The 15787-nt window shown below is 39.0% G+C and carries 15 protein-coding genes; 3 read left to right on the top strand and 12 right to left on the bottom strand.

The window, feature by feature from the left end:
* Window positions 1-64: 64 nt before the first annotated feature.
* Together GKE48_RS09545 and mobQ are read left to right on the top strand one after the other, a co-directional pair.
* Window positions 65-286, top strand: coding sequence for a DUF3847 domain-containing protein (locus tag GKE48_RS09545; protein WP_005362330.1), 222 nt, complete (start codon window positions 65-67; stop codon window positions 284-286).
* A 137-nt stretch (window positions 287-423) separates the two neighbouring features.
* Window positions 424-2133 (top strand): MobQ family relaxase, encoded by a 1710-nt coding sequence (mobQ, locus tag GKE48_RS09540; protein ID WP_154300943.1) that lies wholly within the window; start codon window positions 424-426, stop codon window positions 2131-2133.
* 494 nt (window positions 2134-2627) lie between these two features.
* On the opposite strand, the gene GKE48_RS09535 is transcribed toward mobQ, so the two are convergent.
* The 11 genes from GKE48_RS09535 to GKE48_RS09485 all read right to left on the bottom strand — a co-directional run bounded on the left by GKE48_RS09535 (window position 2628) and on the right by GKE48_RS09485 (window position 14396).
* Entirely contained in the window at window positions 2628-3842 is a 1215-nt protein-coding gene (locus tag GKE48_RS09535) for an IS256 family transposase (RefSeq protein WP_154300942.1), read from the bottom strand.
* 84 nt (window positions 3843-3926) lie between these two features.
* Window positions 3927-4304, bottom strand: coding sequence for a DUF4825 domain-containing protein (locus GKE48_RS09530; RefSeq protein WP_154300941.1), 378 nt, complete (start codon window positions 4302-4304; stop codon window positions 3927-3929).
* 61 nt (window positions 4305-4365) lie between these two features.
* Window positions 4366-4782: a YjdF family protein gene (locus GKE48_RS09525; RefSeq protein ID WP_154300940.1), complete on the bottom strand. Its 417-nt coding sequence runs from the start codon at window positions 4780-4782 to the stop codon at window positions 4366-4368.
* A gap of 428 nt (window positions 4783-5210) precedes the next feature.
* Window positions 5211-5972, bottom strand: coding sequence for a helix-turn-helix domain-containing protein (locus GKE48_RS09520; protein ID WP_015530848.1), 762 nt, complete (start codon window positions 5970-5972; stop codon window positions 5211-5213).
* A 321-nt stretch (window positions 5973-6293) separates the two neighbouring features.
* A complete protein-coding gene (locus GKE48_RS09515; protein ID WP_117498230.1) occupies window positions 6294-6665 on the bottom strand; it encodes a TnpV protein in 372 nt (123 codons plus the stop codon).
* A gap of 31 nt (window positions 6666-6696) precedes the next feature.
* A complete protein-coding gene (rlmD, locus tag GKE48_RS09510) occupies window positions 6697-8376 on the bottom strand; it encodes a 23S rRNA (uracil(1939)-C(5))-methyltransferase RlmD (RefSeq protein ID WP_243138486.1) in 1680 nt (559 codons plus the stop codon).
* Between the two features lie 119 nt (window positions 8377-8495).
* Complete coding sequence (locus GKE48_RS09505) at window positions 8496-9557, bottom strand: FUSC family protein (protein WP_154300938.1); 1062 nt, start codon at window positions 9555-9557, stop codon at window positions 8496-8498.
* A gap of 190 nt (window positions 9558-9747) precedes the next feature.
* On the bottom strand, window positions 9748-10020 hold the full coding sequence (locus GKE48_RS09500; protein WP_022098403.1) for a hypothetical protein: 273 nt from the start codon (window positions 10018-10020) through the stop codon (window positions 9748-9750).
* A 66-nt stretch (window positions 10021-10086) separates the two neighbouring features.
* Window positions 10087-12555 (bottom strand): ATP-dependent helicase, encoded by a 2469-nt coding sequence (locus GKE48_RS09495; RefSeq protein WP_154300937.1) that lies wholly within the window; start codon window positions 12553-12555, stop codon window positions 10087-10089.
* 147 nt (window positions 12556-12702) lie between these two features.
* Window positions 12703-13659 carry an SPFH domain-containing protein gene (locus GKE48_RS09490; RefSeq protein WP_012739786.1) on the bottom strand — a complete coding sequence of 319 codons (957 nt, stop codon included), beginning with the start codon at window positions 13657-13659 and terminating at the stop codon, window positions 12703-12705.
* A gap of 53 nt (window positions 13660-13712) precedes the next feature.
* The gene (locus tag GKE48_RS09485; RefSeq protein ID WP_154300936.1) at window positions 13713-14396 is read right to left on the bottom strand and encodes a PspA/IM30 family protein; all 684 of its coding nucleotides are present in this window, start codon (window positions 14394-14396) and stop codon (window positions 13713-13715) included.
* A gap of 319 nt (window positions 14397-14715) precedes the next feature.
* Here GKE48_RS09485 and GKE48_RS09480 point away from each other — a divergent pair, with 319 nt between their 5' ends.
* Window positions 14716-15357, top strand: coding sequence for a DUF1836 domain-containing protein (locus GKE48_RS09480; RefSeq protein WP_154300935.1), 642 nt, complete (start codon window positions 14716-14718; stop codon window positions 15355-15357).
* Window positions 15358-15416: 59 nt separating this feature from the next.
* Here GKE48_RS09480 and GKE48_RS09475 read toward each other — a convergent pair whose 3' ends face one another.
* Entirely contained in the window at window positions 15417-15731 is a 315-nt protein-coding gene (locus GKE48_RS09475; protein WP_012739789.1) for a YerC/YecD family TrpR-related protein, read from the bottom strand.
* Window positions 15732-15787 lie beyond the last annotated feature (56 nt).

The following is a 15787-nucleotide window of genomic DNA, read 5'->3' as shown; positions in this document are numbered from 1 at the left end:
ACCAAACCAAAAGATTTTAAAACCAAAAATGCCCGGATACGGGCATAAAAAGGAGGTGCCAGATATGGCAGATAAAAGAATCATGACACCGGAAGAAAAAGCACTTTTACAGGCAAGACACCGCCAGGAAGAAGCTGAAGCAAGAAATCGCAAAAAAGAACGTGATGCCAGAACACACCGATTAGTCCAGGAAGGAGCCATTCTGGAAAGTATTGTTCCCCATATTAAAGAAATGGATTTAGATTCCCTGAAACGGGAGCTGATGATCCGGCTACGGGGAATGTAAACGCATAAGTTCTACTCCCGAAGGGCGCACTTACTCACCACCTGATAAATCAGGCAGTGGTATCCCCTTCGGGGCTCGTGCGCTCTGCCGAGGGCTTTATCCGCTGTTGCAGGCAACATCGAAAGGAGGTGCCAGATATGGCAATTTATCATATGCAAGCCAAAGTCGTCAGCCGTGGTTCCGGTCGGTCTGCTGTTGCTGCTTCTGCTTATATGAGCTGTAGCCGGATGTATAATGATTATGATGGTATCCAGCATGACTATACCAGAAAGCATGAGCTAATCTATCAGGAAGTGATGCTTCCTCCAATTGCTCCATCCAAATGGATTGACCGGGAACAACTCTGGAACGCTGTGGAAGAAACCGAAAAGACCAAAGACAGCCGACTGGCAAGAGAATTTGTGGTCGCACTCCCTGTTGAGTTGGATAAAGACAGCAATATTTCTCTTCTTCAGGATTTTATTAAAAAGAATTTTGTAGATATGGGGATGTGTGCTGATTTTGCCATTCACGATACAGATGGTCACAATCCCCATGCACACATTCTTCTTACTGTCCGACCACTAAGTGAAAATGGAACATGGCAGTATAAAACCGAAAAAGAATATCTCTGTATCAAAGATGGGGAAGAAAAAGGATTTACTGCTTTTGAATTTAAAACTGCTCAAAAACAGGGATGGGAAAAGCAATATCGCTATAAAGTTGGGAAAAAGAAAGAATATCTGACTCCATCTTCCGCACAGGAAAAAGGATATGAACGGATTGATAAGCACCCCAAGAGCAGCCGATATGGCAGACAGAATCCTATTTCCGAACAATGGAACAGTGATGAACAACTCTGCATCTGGCGGGCAAACTGGGCAGATGCCGTAAATAAAATGCTTGCACGTAATCAGATAAATGCTACCATTGATCACCGCAGCTTTGCAGATCAGGGAATCACCGAACAGCCAACTATCCATGAAGGCTACATTGCCCAGAATATGGAAAAGAAAGGCATGATAGCAGACCGCTGTGAAATTAACCGTCAGATTCGTGCAGATAACAAAATGCTCCGGGAATTAAAAGCCCAGGTAGCAAAACTGGCACAGGCTGTAGAAAAATCTATTCCAATAATAGCAGAAACATTGGAAGCAATCCGCAATCACATGATTTTTACACAATATCATTTGCTCCACAATGAGATGCAAAAAGAAGTGATCCATGACTGGATGAATCATTTTAATCCAATACTGAATAAATACAACACCGTTAAAAAGAAACTCAAAGCTAAAGTTACAGAGCGGAAAGAACTGAATGTGAAAAAAGAGAAAGCCAGTATTTTTAATCCCATCCAGCATATAAAATTGAATCAGCAGCTTACCACTGTTACCGAAGAAATTGAAGAACTGAAATCAAGGAAAGAGCAGCTAATCTTCCAAGCAGAATGCTCTACCGATAAAGATATGACGAATCTATCCAAGAAATACGACCAGATGAATAACAATCTTGATATCCTAGATTCTCAGGACATCTCGCTCAAAAAACAGCTTGAAAAAGATGCCGCCGCTTTCCGGGAAGAAAAATTTCGTCCTGAACCTGAACAGTATACAGAATTGCTGGACACCAGAATCCATATACGTCCTGATTTCCGGGATAAGCTGATCGAGCAGCTCAAAGGTACTTTTGGTAAGTATTATGACTATCACCGCCGTGATATTGCCGCCAATGAGGTGGATTATCTCAATGTGGAAGATTCGGATGTCTTCTCCCATCGTGCATGGGAACTTAAATATCAGCGAGAACAGGAAATGCGGCGAAATCAGCCTGCAAGAGCTAAGAAAAAGTCCTATGATATGGAATTGTAATCATCTTCGAGTAGATAACATGCTCTTACAAATCTCTTGTTCAAAAATAAACTCCTTTCAAAAAGGCGTATGGAAATCAAAACTTCCATACGCCTTTTTATATTCTGCTCTTCAAATTGTCTAAAAGTTGACTAAAAATATATCACCGTTCATATGATACAATGAGGGTGTAAAAATTCTTGTGTCTATGGAAAGTAAATCTTTCTGATAAGAAATAGATATGTAAAATTTTGCTGTCGAATTAATGATTATGCGGCTGTCGAATATATCTTTGTACTTACAGTATTGCCATGTAGGAAAATTATATACATCATTTTCGATTTTTTTGCATGACAAGTAAGGCATCATGATTATTGCCTTTTGTGGGCTCTGCCCACACCCGACCTCTGGAATAGGATCGGAAATTTCTGGCAATAATATAAATGCCGAAGGAATAGACAGAGAGCAGGAATGAGGGGCTTAAAAGAGCTTCCCATTCCTGCTTTTCTTTTTTCTTACAGATAAGCAGTAAGCCGTTCTCCGTAAAGGACTATCAGCTGATTCAATACCTGATCCCAGTTCCGGTATCTCTGCGTCCACTTTTTGACTACGTTCTCGCTGGCAAGATACAGCATCTTTTCCAATGCAGGATCGCTTGGGAATACGCTTTTCGTTTTCGTGACTTTCCGATACTGGCGGTTCAATCCTTCTATGATATTTGTCGTGTACATAATGCGTCTGATATCATTAGAAAACTGGAAAAAGGAACTTACATCTTCCCAATTATTTTCCCAGTTACTGATCGCGTACGGATATTTCTTCCCCCATTTTTCTTTCATGTTCTCCAGCTCTGTTAAAGCGGCTGTTTCGTTCGGAGCATTGTACACTTCTTTGAAATCCGAGGAAAACTTTTTCAGATCATTATAATTTACATATTTGAAAGAATTGCGTAGCATATGGATCACACATCTCTGGATCTCTGCCTGCGGATAAACTGCCTGAATCGCTTCTTTAAAACCCGGAAGACCATCCACGCAGAAGAAAAGGACATCTTTTACTCCGCGGTTCTTAAGATCATTAAGCATCCCAAGCCAGAACTTGCTGGTTTCATTTGCGCCTACTGTGATGCTGAGGATATCTTTGTATCCCTCCACTGTAACGCCAAGGACTACATACGCAGCACGACTCAGGATTCTGCCATCCTCACGTACTTTATAATGTATACAGTCCATAAAGACAAACGGATAAACCGGGTTCAGAGGACGGGACTGCCATTCCTTAACCTGAGGAAGTATCTTGTCTGTGATCTTGCTGACCATTTCAGCTGATAGCTCAATCCCATAAAGATCCTGGAGCTGGTCGTGGATGTCACGTGTACTCATACCACGGGCATATAAAGAGATCACTTTTTCCTCAATCCCGGAAATATCTCTCTGGTATTTAGGGATGAGTTTTGGTTCAAACTCACCGTTACGGTCTCTTGGTACGTCGATTTTAAATTCACCGTATTGACTCTTTAAGTTTTTTGTAGAATGACCATTTCTTTTATTGTCTGTCTGTAGATCTCCCTTATGGTTTTTCTCGTAGCCAAGAGTTGCATCCAGTTCTGCCTCCATCAGCTCCTGCAGGATATCCTTGAAACTGTCTTTCAGAAGCGTGTATATATCTGCAACGCTATTAATGTTGTTTTCTGAGATGATCTGTCGAATTTGTTCTTTTGCAACTGCCATAAAAAATACTCCTTTTCGATAAGAATTGTCATATCTGAATTCTTACCAAAAAGGAGTTATTTTTTACCAAAAACACAAACTATTTTACACTACCGATACAATAATTTCTTTGCTATCTGCTGTTTTATAATCAATTGTTCCCAAATTACCAATCAAATCAAATGTCATATCTGCATTAACCTGCAATTCGTCTTCAAGCTTGACTGCAGACGGCTCATCTTTTAGAAAAACTGTTAATCCATAAGGCTCTGTTTCAGACTGTATCTCTATACTATCATATGAGTATCCCTCCGGATACTCTTGACCGCTTACAATATTTATAACATTCGAAGAATCTCCTACATAATCTGTCTTATACTGCGATAGATCAGGAATTTCGTACAGGTTTTCTTTTTTTCCACACGCCGAAATCAACATTATTGACATGGCAACTAACATAATTGCAAGTACTTTTTTCTTCATAGAAACACCTCCCGAAAGCTTTATTCAACACTTTTCGATTTGAGTAAAAGCCCAAGGGACTTTAATGTCCCTTACGCTTTTCTCTTTTCTTTCGCTGTTTCAGTTCAAACATTCGCTGCTCTTCTGTCTCTTTTTTCTTGCGTCTTTTCTCTTTGCGTTCCTGCTTGTTCTGTTCCTGCTGTAATTTCAACGCCTGTTGCGATTTTGTACCAATGCCTATTTCCAACATCTGTTTCTTTGCTTCCCGCTGCATCCGTTTCGGATTTCTTTTGATATCCTTTACAACAGTTTCAACAACCGGACTGAATTTCAAACTGAAATAGCACTTTTGAATATATTCCTGTACTTCATAATCTTTTGGCTCTGCACCAAATGTTACCTTTGCCACAGATAATTTACCATCTTCGATGCGTTCAAAGATTCCCACCCAAAACGGCTCTTCAAAAAATACTGTCAGCTTTCCATTTACTTTGTCCATAAGAATCCCTCCTAAAATTGATTGAACAAAGAATGGACAACCCGGAGGGGCAGGTTACTTACCCTATTTATATAGGACGGCCGGGCTACCTACCGGCTCTGGCACATCAAAGATGTACGTTGCGTTTTTATCTTTGCGTTTATAATCAAGCCATATGGCACGATTAACTTAATTCTGTAACTTCTAAGTTACGTTCCTCCAAAATATTCTTCTTACTTCATAAGATTCTATCTTCTGTTCAAATCATACCATATGATTAATGCATTTTCTATATACTTTCTTGATAACCAGCAAAAAGCTCCCGAAGGAGCTTTCCACGTTTTAAATGTACGCTAATTCGCTTAACACAATCTCTTCTGCATCATTCCTTATTTCCCATGAAGAATGTTGTAAATTAGTAATATCCACAACGATAGCAGGTAATTTAATTATTCGTATTTTTTCCCGATAATGTAAATCGAAACTACCATACCACCTAATATCATAATTAAGAAAATTTTATTTAAAATATCCCATAAAGCTATATTGAGACAATTGATTATTATAATACCTGCAAGAGGATATAGAACAACCGTTGCAAGTGTCCAAATTTTTAAAGTTGTACAGATGTACATCCAATTTCCATTGTTAAAGGATAAACCCACTAGATGTATTCTAAAAATTCCTTGTGAAACATAATTTATCTTGTTGGCATCATAATATGTTGGTAACATGTCTTTGGCAAAGAAACAAAACCATGCACCAAATAAAAGCATTAACCCTGTAACCAGCAATATATCACCTTTCATCTCTGCTATTGAATTCCCAGATGCAACTAACATAATAATTTCTGTAATAGATATTAAAAAACATAGCAAATATGCTAATATCCAGTTTTTTCTATGCTGATGAATAGAATTCCTAACAGCCATATCGAGAGAGCCTACTACCAATTCCTCGACTTCTTTTGTATCAATATTTTTCTGTGTATCTATTTTTTCTCCACGTAACAATTCTGTAACGGTAACATCTAATATATCAGCTATTGGTATGAGTAATACGACATTAGGCATACTAAGACCACGTTCCCATTTACTAACTGTTTTATCTGATACATATAATTTTTCAGCCAAATCCTTTTGAGTTAAATTCTTTTCCTTTCTTAATTCGGTTACAAATAAACCAAATTTTTCATTACTAATTTGATACATACATCCACCTCCTGCACACATATTATAATGGGAGTACGCATAAATCAATCGACCAGCAGTAGAATTGCAGAATATTAACACAAAATTCATCAAATAATCTCCCCATCATGATTATTTCTATAAAGTTATCTTCGAATATTTTTTAAGGCATACTATGGAATAATTAAATCGGCAACTTATGACTATGACGGAAAAAACCAGCCTTCCGGAACTTAGAAAAAGTCACCTGATATGGAATTGTAATTCGATTCTTCTTAGAACTCTTATAAACACAAAAGCTGAACAAATAGGATTTTTCTTCCTACCTGTTCAGCTCTTTGTTTACCTGTAAATCAATTCATTTAACACAATCTCTTCTGCCATATTACGAATACCATTTACTGCTCTGACCCATGCCATCTGGTCACGAGCTTTCAATTCTTCCGTAATGCTCTGCCTCTCCATCATCTGACGCACCAGAATATCCATTCTCTCCTGTGCTTCGTTGTCTACGGCATTCAGATGTTCTGTCAGTCTGTCTTCCAACATATACAGTGAATACATTGCCGGACGATGCTCTTTCAGATACGTTTTCCGCATCATTCCATATTTCCCATAATGCGGTTCTTCATCTGTACTGACAAGATTCGGATAGTAAATTCCGTCTGCTCCAAGTGTGTAGGTTCCACCCATTTTTTCAAATGTGCTTTTCATGTGTTATTCCTCCTTGAAATCAGCGATGTCCTTAGATCATCGCAAAATATTTCAGGGCAGCCTTGATAGCATCTTCTTTCTCTTTCGGGCATTGTGGAACTCTTGCATTTTCTGATTTTGGAAGATTATAGTTTTCTCCCACTTCAATTCCACATTTGCGTTTTACCTGAGAAATATATAAATTTGAAACCTTCAAGCCAAATTCTTTCAGCACATAATCTTTGATTTCCTGATAGGTTGCTTTCAACTCGGCACTGGTAGCATCCAGCTCGTCCAAGTCTAAGTCGATCTCTATCGTGTCATCTGGTTTTTGTTGGGACAAAAGAACAACCGTCTCTACATGCCCCGTATTAGGAAACATATCAACGCAACAACACTTCTCCACCTTATACCCTCTCTCCTGCAGAGTAACAAGGTCTCTTGCAAGCGAAGTAGGCTTGCAGGAAATGTACACCATTCTGTCAACACCGTAATCAATAATCTTTTCAAGTGCCTTAGGGTGGATTCCGTCACGAGGTGGGTCAAGTACGATGAAATCTGGCTTAATCTCAATATTATCAAGTGCCTTTAAGACATCATCTGCAATGAACTCACAGTTAGTAAGACCGTTCTGGGCTGCATTCTTCTTGGCAGCCTCAACAGCTTCCGCAACAATCTCAACACCGATAACCTTGCTGGCAACTGGAGATAACATCTGCGCAATCGTACCCGTACCTGTATACAGGTCATATATAACCGGTTTGCTGCCAGCCACATCTCCAAATCCGCCAGAAAGCACATACTCCCTCGCCTTAGAGTAAAGCACTTCCGCTCCAAGAGAATTAGTCTGGAAGAATGAAAACGGTGTTATCTTGAAACGCAGCCCAAGAAGCTCCTCTTCAATATAATCCTGACCATACAGAAGCTCAGTTTTCTCGTTAATTACTGCATCTGCAAGGCTGTCGTTAAATGTATGGAGAACACCTGTAAGAGTGCCCTTATATTCAATTGATGTCAGGCGGTTTACAAGCTCTGTGAAATCATGCTCAATCTGAGTCGTTGTTACGATATCAACAAGAATCTGTCCTGTCTTTACAGACTTTCTTACAAGAAGATGACGCAGATACCCCTCGTGGCTTAACTTGTGCTGGAAAGGAAGCTCCTTCTCTATTACATAATCCTGAACGCATGTGAGAATCTTTCTGTAATCCTCATCAATAATCTTACACTCTGTAACCGGAACAATATCATACATGCTGTTTCGTTTATGAAGTCCGAGTGCAAGCGGTCCGTCCTTGTACTCATCACCAAATGAAAATTCCATCTTGTTACGGTATTCTTCTGTAACCGGACTTCCGATTATCCCCTCAAATGGAAGCTCTCCCGAAACAACTTCGCTAAGAAGCTTTTCCACCTGTGCGCTCTTAATCTTTAACTGTTCCTCATAAGCTACTGTCTGGTAAGTGCAGCCACCACATTTGCCAAAATGTGGACATGCCGGGTTGGTTTCAAGCGGACTCTTCTCAACAACTTCCATAAGTCTGCCTTCGCAGTGTCCTTTTCTTTTCTTATTCACGCAGAATCTGACAGTCTGTCCAGGAATTGCATTCTTGACGATTGCCTTTTCCTTCTGTCCGTCCTCATCTGTCACCCACACTGTCGCCTTGTTAGGGAAATCAACCTTTTCAACTTTACCTTCGTATACGCTTCCTTTTTTCAATCTATACTCCATTCCGCACATGAATTGTGCCTGTTATTAACATATTAATAGTTTCTGGCAGCACTTATTCACATAACGGCATACCTTATATAATATTATCAGAAAAATGTGCTAAAGTATAGTAGTCACATTTACTCCACCACGCTGACATTCTTTGCCTGCACTGCAGAATGTATTCTTTCAAGTACCTTGTCACACAGCCATGTATAAACAGCCCCGGCAGCATTCAGTCCTATACGTAATCCAACTGCATAAGGCATTCCAAAAAGTCCCGCCGCAATTGATAATGCGCCAAATGTATTAAAAGCTGTCTGCCATGCATAACCAGCGGAATATCCGACTCCGATACCACCTATCATGCCTATATACGGATACATTGATTCTGGCAGAACTATATACATCACTGCAAAAATCGCACATCCAACAACATTAAACAATGCCCTGTTTCCAATTCTCTTATCAACATCTTTAGAAAACGGCAGACACACTGACATGCACGCAATTCCAATCCACATTGCCCTAGGCAGTCCCATCAGTGAAACAATCAGCATAGCGCTTGATACGATAAATGTAAGCTTAATATACCATCTTGTCCTTGCTGAATTAATATTAAATTCCTTAAACAAATCCCAGAATGTTCTTCTATATGGTCTGTTCCTCTGATTCTTATAAAAAATAATCATGCATACTAACATCCCGGCAAGCAGTCCCACAACTCTCATCATATATTCATGGCCTGTGACATCATATCCCTGCAACAAAAGATACCCGAGAACGAATGTTGAATGATTATACATAATTACATTGTGACATCCCATTATCATAAGAAGCATAATACACACAACATTTATTACAAATGCAGCAACTGGCGGTACCATATTGGAAACCCTCGGTCCTGCTATCAATATCGCATATATTCCCATTATCGAAATCAATCCATGTGATGTCTTAATTCCAAAATCCGCCTGTCTTAATACCAGCACCGCAAGAAGCACTGTAACTCCGACAACACTATTGTTATTCCCCAGCAGCTTACTGAATACTGTAACTACTGCGACGCAGAATATCATAACCAGATACACCTTAAAATTATATATAAGAATATGTCTTCTTTTCTCCTTAGAATCCTGTGTGTTCTTGATAAGCTGTTTTGAACCAGCCGAGCTTAACTGTAATTCCTGATAAAATGTCATAAATTCCTGATTTCCTTTCCTCCCCTTAAATTTTTCTTAATAACAGGGTTGAGTAATATAACACTGATTACACCCATATGTCAATTAAGAAATAATTAAATATTATGCAATAAAAAAGCCACAACCGCTGACATATCCTAATGGACATATCAAGCCGGCTGTGGCTTTCAATCATATCGCACTTATTACATTACTTCTCGATGTCTTCATCCTCGAAATCATCGTCAAAATCTTCGTCTTCGAAATCTTCATCATCGAAGTCATCTAAATAATCTGGTGTAAAATATCTGTATACAGCATAAGCGATACCAGCAACTGCTGCAACTGCACCAACGATAGCAAGAACAGCTATGATAATTGTGCTGCACTTCTTGCAGCATTTCTTATCTTCATCTTCCTTCTTGCTAATAAGTTCTCCTAATTTAGTAGCTGCGATAAGCTCATCTAATTTTTCTTTACTCATAACAATATCTCCTTTCATACCACGGATTTAATAAATGTATTATAGCATAGCGTTAAACATTTGTCATTATAGTTTTTTAAGTCTGGCAAATCCTGCCAGCATTTTCTTCTGTCCGTACTCTGCAAATTCAACTGTTACCATATAGTCTCTTGCTGAATCCTCTATAGCAAGTACCTTTCCTTCGCCGAATTTCACATGGCTCACCATATCACCGACACTGTAGCCAAGTCCACCTGAAGATTTTGCACTTATATCTGCACCTCTTGCAGCACCTATTACATTTCTTGAAGATAAGCCGCTTCGTGTAGGCACTCCTGCATAAGCATTTCTTACAGAATCTGCCGGAGTCTTTCTCTTTTCTGGTTTCTTAAGGTCAAATAGTTCCATAGGGTCTTTTCCAAATCCCGGATTAGAACCACCATTTATCTTAACCTTTCTTGAGCTATATGTTCCTGCTGCCCTTCCGCCTGGTGTGCCGCTTCCGTAGCTGCTAAGAATTGATCTGGCTGTTGCACGCATGTTAATGCCTGTTGTATCTGGCTCATCTGATGTCCCGCCATATGCAATCCTGCCTTTAGCATACCCACTGGAATTGTTTTCTATGTGCATATATTCTTTAGGAATTTCATTAATGAATCTTGAAACCTTATTCATCTGTGTTTCACCACGCACCATACGCGACTTGGCACTTGTAAGATTAAGTATTTTCTCTGCTCTTGTTATTCCAACATAGCACAGTCTTCTCTCTTCCTCAATCTCAGTTGAATCATCTGACACAATTGTCATATAGCTTGGGAAAAGTCCATCCTCCATTCCTGTCATATACACGATTGGAAATTCCAGACCTTTCGCACTGTGCAGCGTCATAAGCATTACATGAGGCTCTGACTCATCAAGATTATCAATATCCGCTATTAAGGCAACTTCTTCAAGAAGTCCTGAAAGTGTAGGCTCTTCGCCTGCTTCTTTACAGCTCTCCTCATAGCTTACAACCTTATTAATGAATTCATCCAGATTCTCGCGTCTTGCCTCAACCTCTTCCACCGTTTCATTCTGTGAAAGGCTCTCAATATATCCTGTATCCTCAATTACAGCCTCAGCAAGCTCCTTTAATGACATAAATTCTTCCTTGGCACGCAGTCTTCCAATAAGGTCAACAAATGGCTCTAACTTGGAAAGTGCCGCATTCTTTATTGTGTCAATATCCTTTGCATTGACAAGTGCTTCCCAGAAAGTAATATCATTAAAATCTGCATATTCCTGCAATCTGTCAATCGTAGTATTACCAATCCCCCTCTTCGGAACATTTATAATTCGCTTAACCGCCTGACCATCAAGACCATTATCAATAGTTTTAAGATAAGCAAGAATATCTTTGATTTCCTTTCGCTGATAGAAATTCTGTCCGCCATATATCTTATATGGAATGTTGTGAATCATCAGCTTTTCTTCGAGCGCTCTTGACTGTGCATTAGTTCTGTAAAGAATGGCAACATCATTATAATTCCAGCCATCCCTTACATACTCTGCAATACCACTCGCAACGCCTTCTGCCTCATCATACCCGTTCTCATACAGAGTATAATTGACCTTCTCGCCCTCTCCGTTATCAGTCCAGAGTGACTTGCTCTTTCTGCCAATATTATTACTTATCACAGCATTTGCAGCATTAAGAATAGTCTGCGTCGAACGGTAATTCTGCTCAAGCTTTATAACCTTAGCGCCTGTGAACACATTTTCAAAGTTAAGAATATTATAAATGTTTGCTCCACGGAACTTATATATAGACTGGTCATCATCACCAACCACACATATATTGCCATACTTTGCTGCAAGCATTGCAACAAGCTTAAACTGTGATGTATTAGTATCCTGATACTCGTCGACCATTATATATCTGAATCTGTCCTGATAATGCTCAAGTACCTCTGCATCACTCTGGAACAGCTCAACCGTCTTGAATATCAGGTCATCAAAGTCAAGTGCATTGTTAAGCTTAAGCGTCTTCTGATATTCTCTGTATACACCTGCAATTCTTCTAAGATTATAGTCGTTACCTGCCTCAAGCTCGAACTCATCAGGAGTCTTTAACTCATCTTTAGCAGATGAAATCTTACTCATAATTGCACGCTCTTTAAGCATCTTCGTATCTATATTCATCTTCTTACATATATCCTTGATTACAGACTTCTGGTCGTCCGTATCATATATCGTAAAGTTATTATCGTATCCAATTCTGTCTATGTATCTTCTTAAAATTCTCACGCATGTTGAGTGGAATGTACTTACCCATACAGCCCCTGCACCCTGTGCCACAGTAGTCTCAACTCGTTCTTTCATCTCTCTTGCAGCTTTATTAGTAAATGTAATTGCCATAATATTATATGGGTCTACTCCGCATTCTTCTATTAAATATGCAATTCTGTTCGTAAGCACACGCGTCTTTCCTGAGCCTGCCCCAGCAATAATAAGCAGCGCGCCATCTGTATATTTAACTGCCCTTTTCTGGCTGTCATTCAAATCTTCTAATCTCATATATCCACCTTCATGCAAATGTGAAATCTATATCCACCTTATTTCTGCCAACTACCACATTATACAAAAACAACGGGATGTTGCCAAGCCAATATGACAACATCCCTGATTGTTATTTATTAAATTCACATATTACTAATTGTCAGATTATGCAAGCTTTGTTCCACAGTTAGAACAGAACTTAGCGCCATTAGTTGGTGTTCCACAGTTAGGACAGAACTTAGGTGCTGTGCCACCTGACACATTTGCATTATTATTCATTGCAGTATTCATGTTATTCATCATCTGCTGTCCAACCTGCATTCCCATCTGGAGCTGCATCATATCACTGGCAATATTCGAACCGCCTCTTGAATTGCCGATACTATCAGCCATAGCCATCTGTGTATATCTGTTCATATCTCCAACCATTGCCTGAGAAGCTGCCTTATTAGTCATCTTCTGTACTTCTTCCGGATAAGAGAAGCTTGAGATAGTAAAGCTTGTTATTGTGATTCCTAACTTGCTCATCTCCATATCAAGGTCTGTCTTAATACCCGCTGAGATATCATAAGCATTAGCCTGAAGATTAAACATATCCTTGCCTTCTTTAGAAATCCACTTCATAAGAAGCTGGTCAAGAACTGCTGATATTCTTTCCTTAACATCTGCAACAGTGTACATCTGCTTTACACCTGCTACCTTGTCTATAAGCGTAATGTAATCAGATACTGAAAACGAGAAGTTACCGAAAGCTCTTATTGGCATGCCACCTGGAAGTGCCTGTGTTGGAATAAGAATAGGATTCTTAGTTCCCCACTTCTCTGTGAATTCCTTAGTATTAACGAATAAAACTTCAGCTCTTACTCCACTGTTGAAGCCAAACTTAAAGCCTTTAAGTGTTGATAAGAATGGAATAATCTGTGATTCAATATCAAAGCTTCCCTCGTCCTTAAAAATACCTTCAATCTTACCATTGTACATAAAGATTGCATCCTGGCCGGCGCGGATAATCAGCTTACTGCCTTTCTTGATTTCTCTGTTGGTCCATTTCCAGAAGATTATATCATCTCTGTACTCTTCCCATTCAACTACGTTGGCAAACTGCCCTTTGAATAATCCCATGTTCCCTCTCCTTATCTATGTATTGCTTATCTCATTATAAATGTGCTTCTGAATTATAAGCCCATCTGAGCCTTAAGTGCTGCTAATTCATCATCAACTGCTGTGTTAGCTGGCTCTGCATCATACTTAGCTGCAAGACTGTCAACATCTGCCTCAAGCTGTGTCTGGTTAAGCTCTGCCATTGCATTAGCCTCGTCAAGCATCTTATTAGCCTTAGCCTCCATCTTACCGAATGCATCCATGCTTGTTCCAACACTGTTAACACTTGAACCTACCTTGTTGATTCTCTCCTGAGCCTTAGCTGCTGCAACCTTAGCCTTAACTGCATCTCTTCTTGCTTCAAGAGACTGGATATCCTTGAAGAGCTTATCATGCATCTGACGCATCTTAGCTGCATTGTCTGCTGCAATATTATATGTCTGCTGTAATGTAGCCTGCTTAGAAACTAACTGCTGCTTCTTCTCAAGGAATGTTCTTGCATCTGCCTCGTTGCCAGCCCGAAGAGCCTTTTCTGCATATGACTGATACTTGGCAACATCTGCTGTGCATTCATCAAGCTCTCTTTTACATCTTGTCTCCTCAGCCATAACTGAAGCTGTCTCTGCCTTAACCTTTCCAAGGTCGCTCTCAAGATTTCTCATGTACTGGTCAATCATCTTCTCTGGATCTTCACACTTATCGAGAAGTGCATTGATGTTAGCGCTCATAATGTCCTTGAATCTTGTTAAAATACCCATAATAATCCTCCATTCCTGTGCCGCTTTCTGGCACATATCACCCTCTGGTGCATCCGAATTCTGTCTCCCAGAATTCTTAAAAAACCTTTTTAATTATAATATATCAGGAGTAAAAAGTCACGAATATTTGCTCCTATGAAACATATTTTATATTCTTGTAATAAATATTAAAATATCATAATATGCACATTACACTATGCTAAAGTTCATTATATTATTCCTACTTGAAATGTGGTTTTAAAAACTATATAATATAGCTTAAACATTAATATAAATGTATTCTCTCATGAATACGCATTTTTAAAGAAATGAGGAACATATGAACAACGATATTAAAGAGCTTATGAGTGGTATTCTTAAAGATATGTCCGCTCTTAACTATATAAAACCCGGAGATGTGCCTAACATCAACCTGTACATGGATCAGGTTACAACATTTATGTATGAACATCTTCACGATACAAAGCGTACCACTGATGATAAAGTACTAACCAAAACAATGATTAACAACTATGCTAAAAACAATCTGCTGCCATCACCAGTAAAGAAAAAGTACTCTAAGGAACACATATATATCCTTACATTTATCTATTACTTTAAGAACATTCTCTCAATAAGTGATATACAGAAAATGCTCAATCCTCTCACTGAGAAATTCTTTGATGAAGGTTCCAAGCCGGATCTGGATTATATATATAAAGAGATTTTTTCAATGGAATCCTCTCTTGCAAGGCCATTATCTAAAGATATATTTGCAAAGTCTGAACAGGCAAGCAATGCATTTACAGATGTAAAGGATGATGATGACAGAGAATTCTTGCAGTTCTTCAGTCTTGTATGCCTTTTAAGCTTTGATGTATACATGAAGAAGAACATGATTGAAAGTCTGATTGATGATTACTCTGCCAAGCATGCGCCAAAGCATCCTGAAAAATCTGATAAAACAGACAAAAAGAAATAATCCATATAAATTAAGGGAACTGCCAGTACTGACAGTTCCCTTTTACATTGCTTCATATATTACTTATTATCTTCTGACTCTTTCTCAAGCATGCCAAGTCTTTCAAATACTCTGTCATACCCGTCATTACCATAATTAAGTGAACGGTTTACCCTGCTGATTGTCGCAGTAGACGCGCCTGTCTTCTCTGCAATATCAAGATATGTCCTGTGTTCTCTTAACATCTTGGCAACCTCAAATCTCTGGGATAAGGATAAAATCTCGTTAATTGTACATACATCCTCAAAAAAATCGTATGCTTCATCTAAATCCTTAAGACTTAATATTGCCTGAAAAAGCTGCTCAACAGCCTGTGTCTTTAACTTATTGTTCATAATTATCCACCCCGGTTTTCCAAAAATAACATTGGCTTATTACTTTTAAATTTTAA

It is taken from the genome of Lachnospira eligens, from assembly GCF_009680455.1.
GTDB classification, from domain to species: domain Bacteria; phylum Bacillota; class Clostridia; order Lachnospirales; family Lachnospiraceae; genus Lachnospira; species Lachnospira eligens_A.
Note: the sequence above shows the minus strand (reverse complement) of the source record. Positions and strands in the feature narration are given on the sequence as shown.

Bases quoted from the DNA above. Each gene is read 5' to 3' on its own strand.
- GKE48_RS09545 (WP_005362330.1), top strand. From the start codon at position 65: ATGGCAGATAAAAGAATCATGACACCGGAAGAAAAAGCACTTTTACAG.
- mobQ (WP_154300943.1), top strand. From the start codon at position 424: ATGGCAATTTATCATATGCAAGCCAAAGTCGTCAGCCGTGGTTCCGGT.
- GKE48_RS09535 (WP_154300942.1), bottom strand. From the start codon at position 3,842: ATGGCAGTTGCAAAAGAACAAATTCGACAGATCATCTCAGAAAACAAC.
- GKE48_RS09530 (WP_154300941.1), bottom strand. From the start codon at position 4,304: ATGAAGAAAAAAGTACTTGCAATTATGTTAGTTGCCATGTCAATAATG.
- GKE48_RS09525 (WP_154300940.1), bottom strand. From the start codon at position 4,782: ATGGACAAAGTAAATGGAAAGCTGACAGTATTTTTTGAAGAGCCGTTT.
- GKE48_RS09520 (WP_015530848.1), bottom strand. From the start codon at position 5,972: ATGTATCAAATTAGTAATGAAAAATTTGGTTTATTTGTAACCGAATTA.
- GKE48_RS09515 (WP_117498230.1), bottom strand. From the start codon at position 6,665: ATGAAAAGCACATTTGAAAAAATGGGTGGAACCTACACACTTGGAGCA.
- rlmD (WP_243138486.1), bottom strand. From the start codon at position 8,376: ATGGAGTATAGATTGAAAAAAGGAAGCGTATACGAAGGTAAAGTTGAA.
- GKE48_RS09505 (WP_154300938.1), bottom strand. From the start codon at position 9,557: ATGACATTTTATCAGGAATTACAGTTAAGCTCGGCTGGTTCAAAACAG.
- GKE48_RS09500 (WP_022098403.1), bottom strand. From the start codon at position 10,020: ATGAGTAAAGAAAAATTAGATGAGCTTATCGCAGCTACTAAATTAGGA.
- GKE48_RS09495 (WP_154300937.1), bottom strand. From the start codon at position 12,555: ATGAGATTAGAAGATTTGAATGACAGCCAGAAAAGGGCAGTTAAATAT.
- GKE48_RS09490 (WP_012739786.1), bottom strand. From the start codon at position 13,659: ATGGGATTATTCAAAGGGCAGTTTGCCAACGTAGTTGAATGGGAAGAG.
- GKE48_RS09485 (WP_154300936.1), bottom strand. From the start codon at position 14,396: ATGGGTATTTTAACAAGATTCAAGGACATTATGAGCGCTAACATCAAT.
- GKE48_RS09480 (WP_154300935.1), top strand. From the start codon at position 14,716: ATGAACAACGATATTAAAGAGCTTATGAGTGGTATTCTTAAAGATATG.
- GKE48_RS09475 (WP_012739789.1), bottom strand. From the start codon at position 15,731: ATGAACAATAAGTTAAAGACACAGGCTGTTGAGCAGCTTTTTCAGGCA.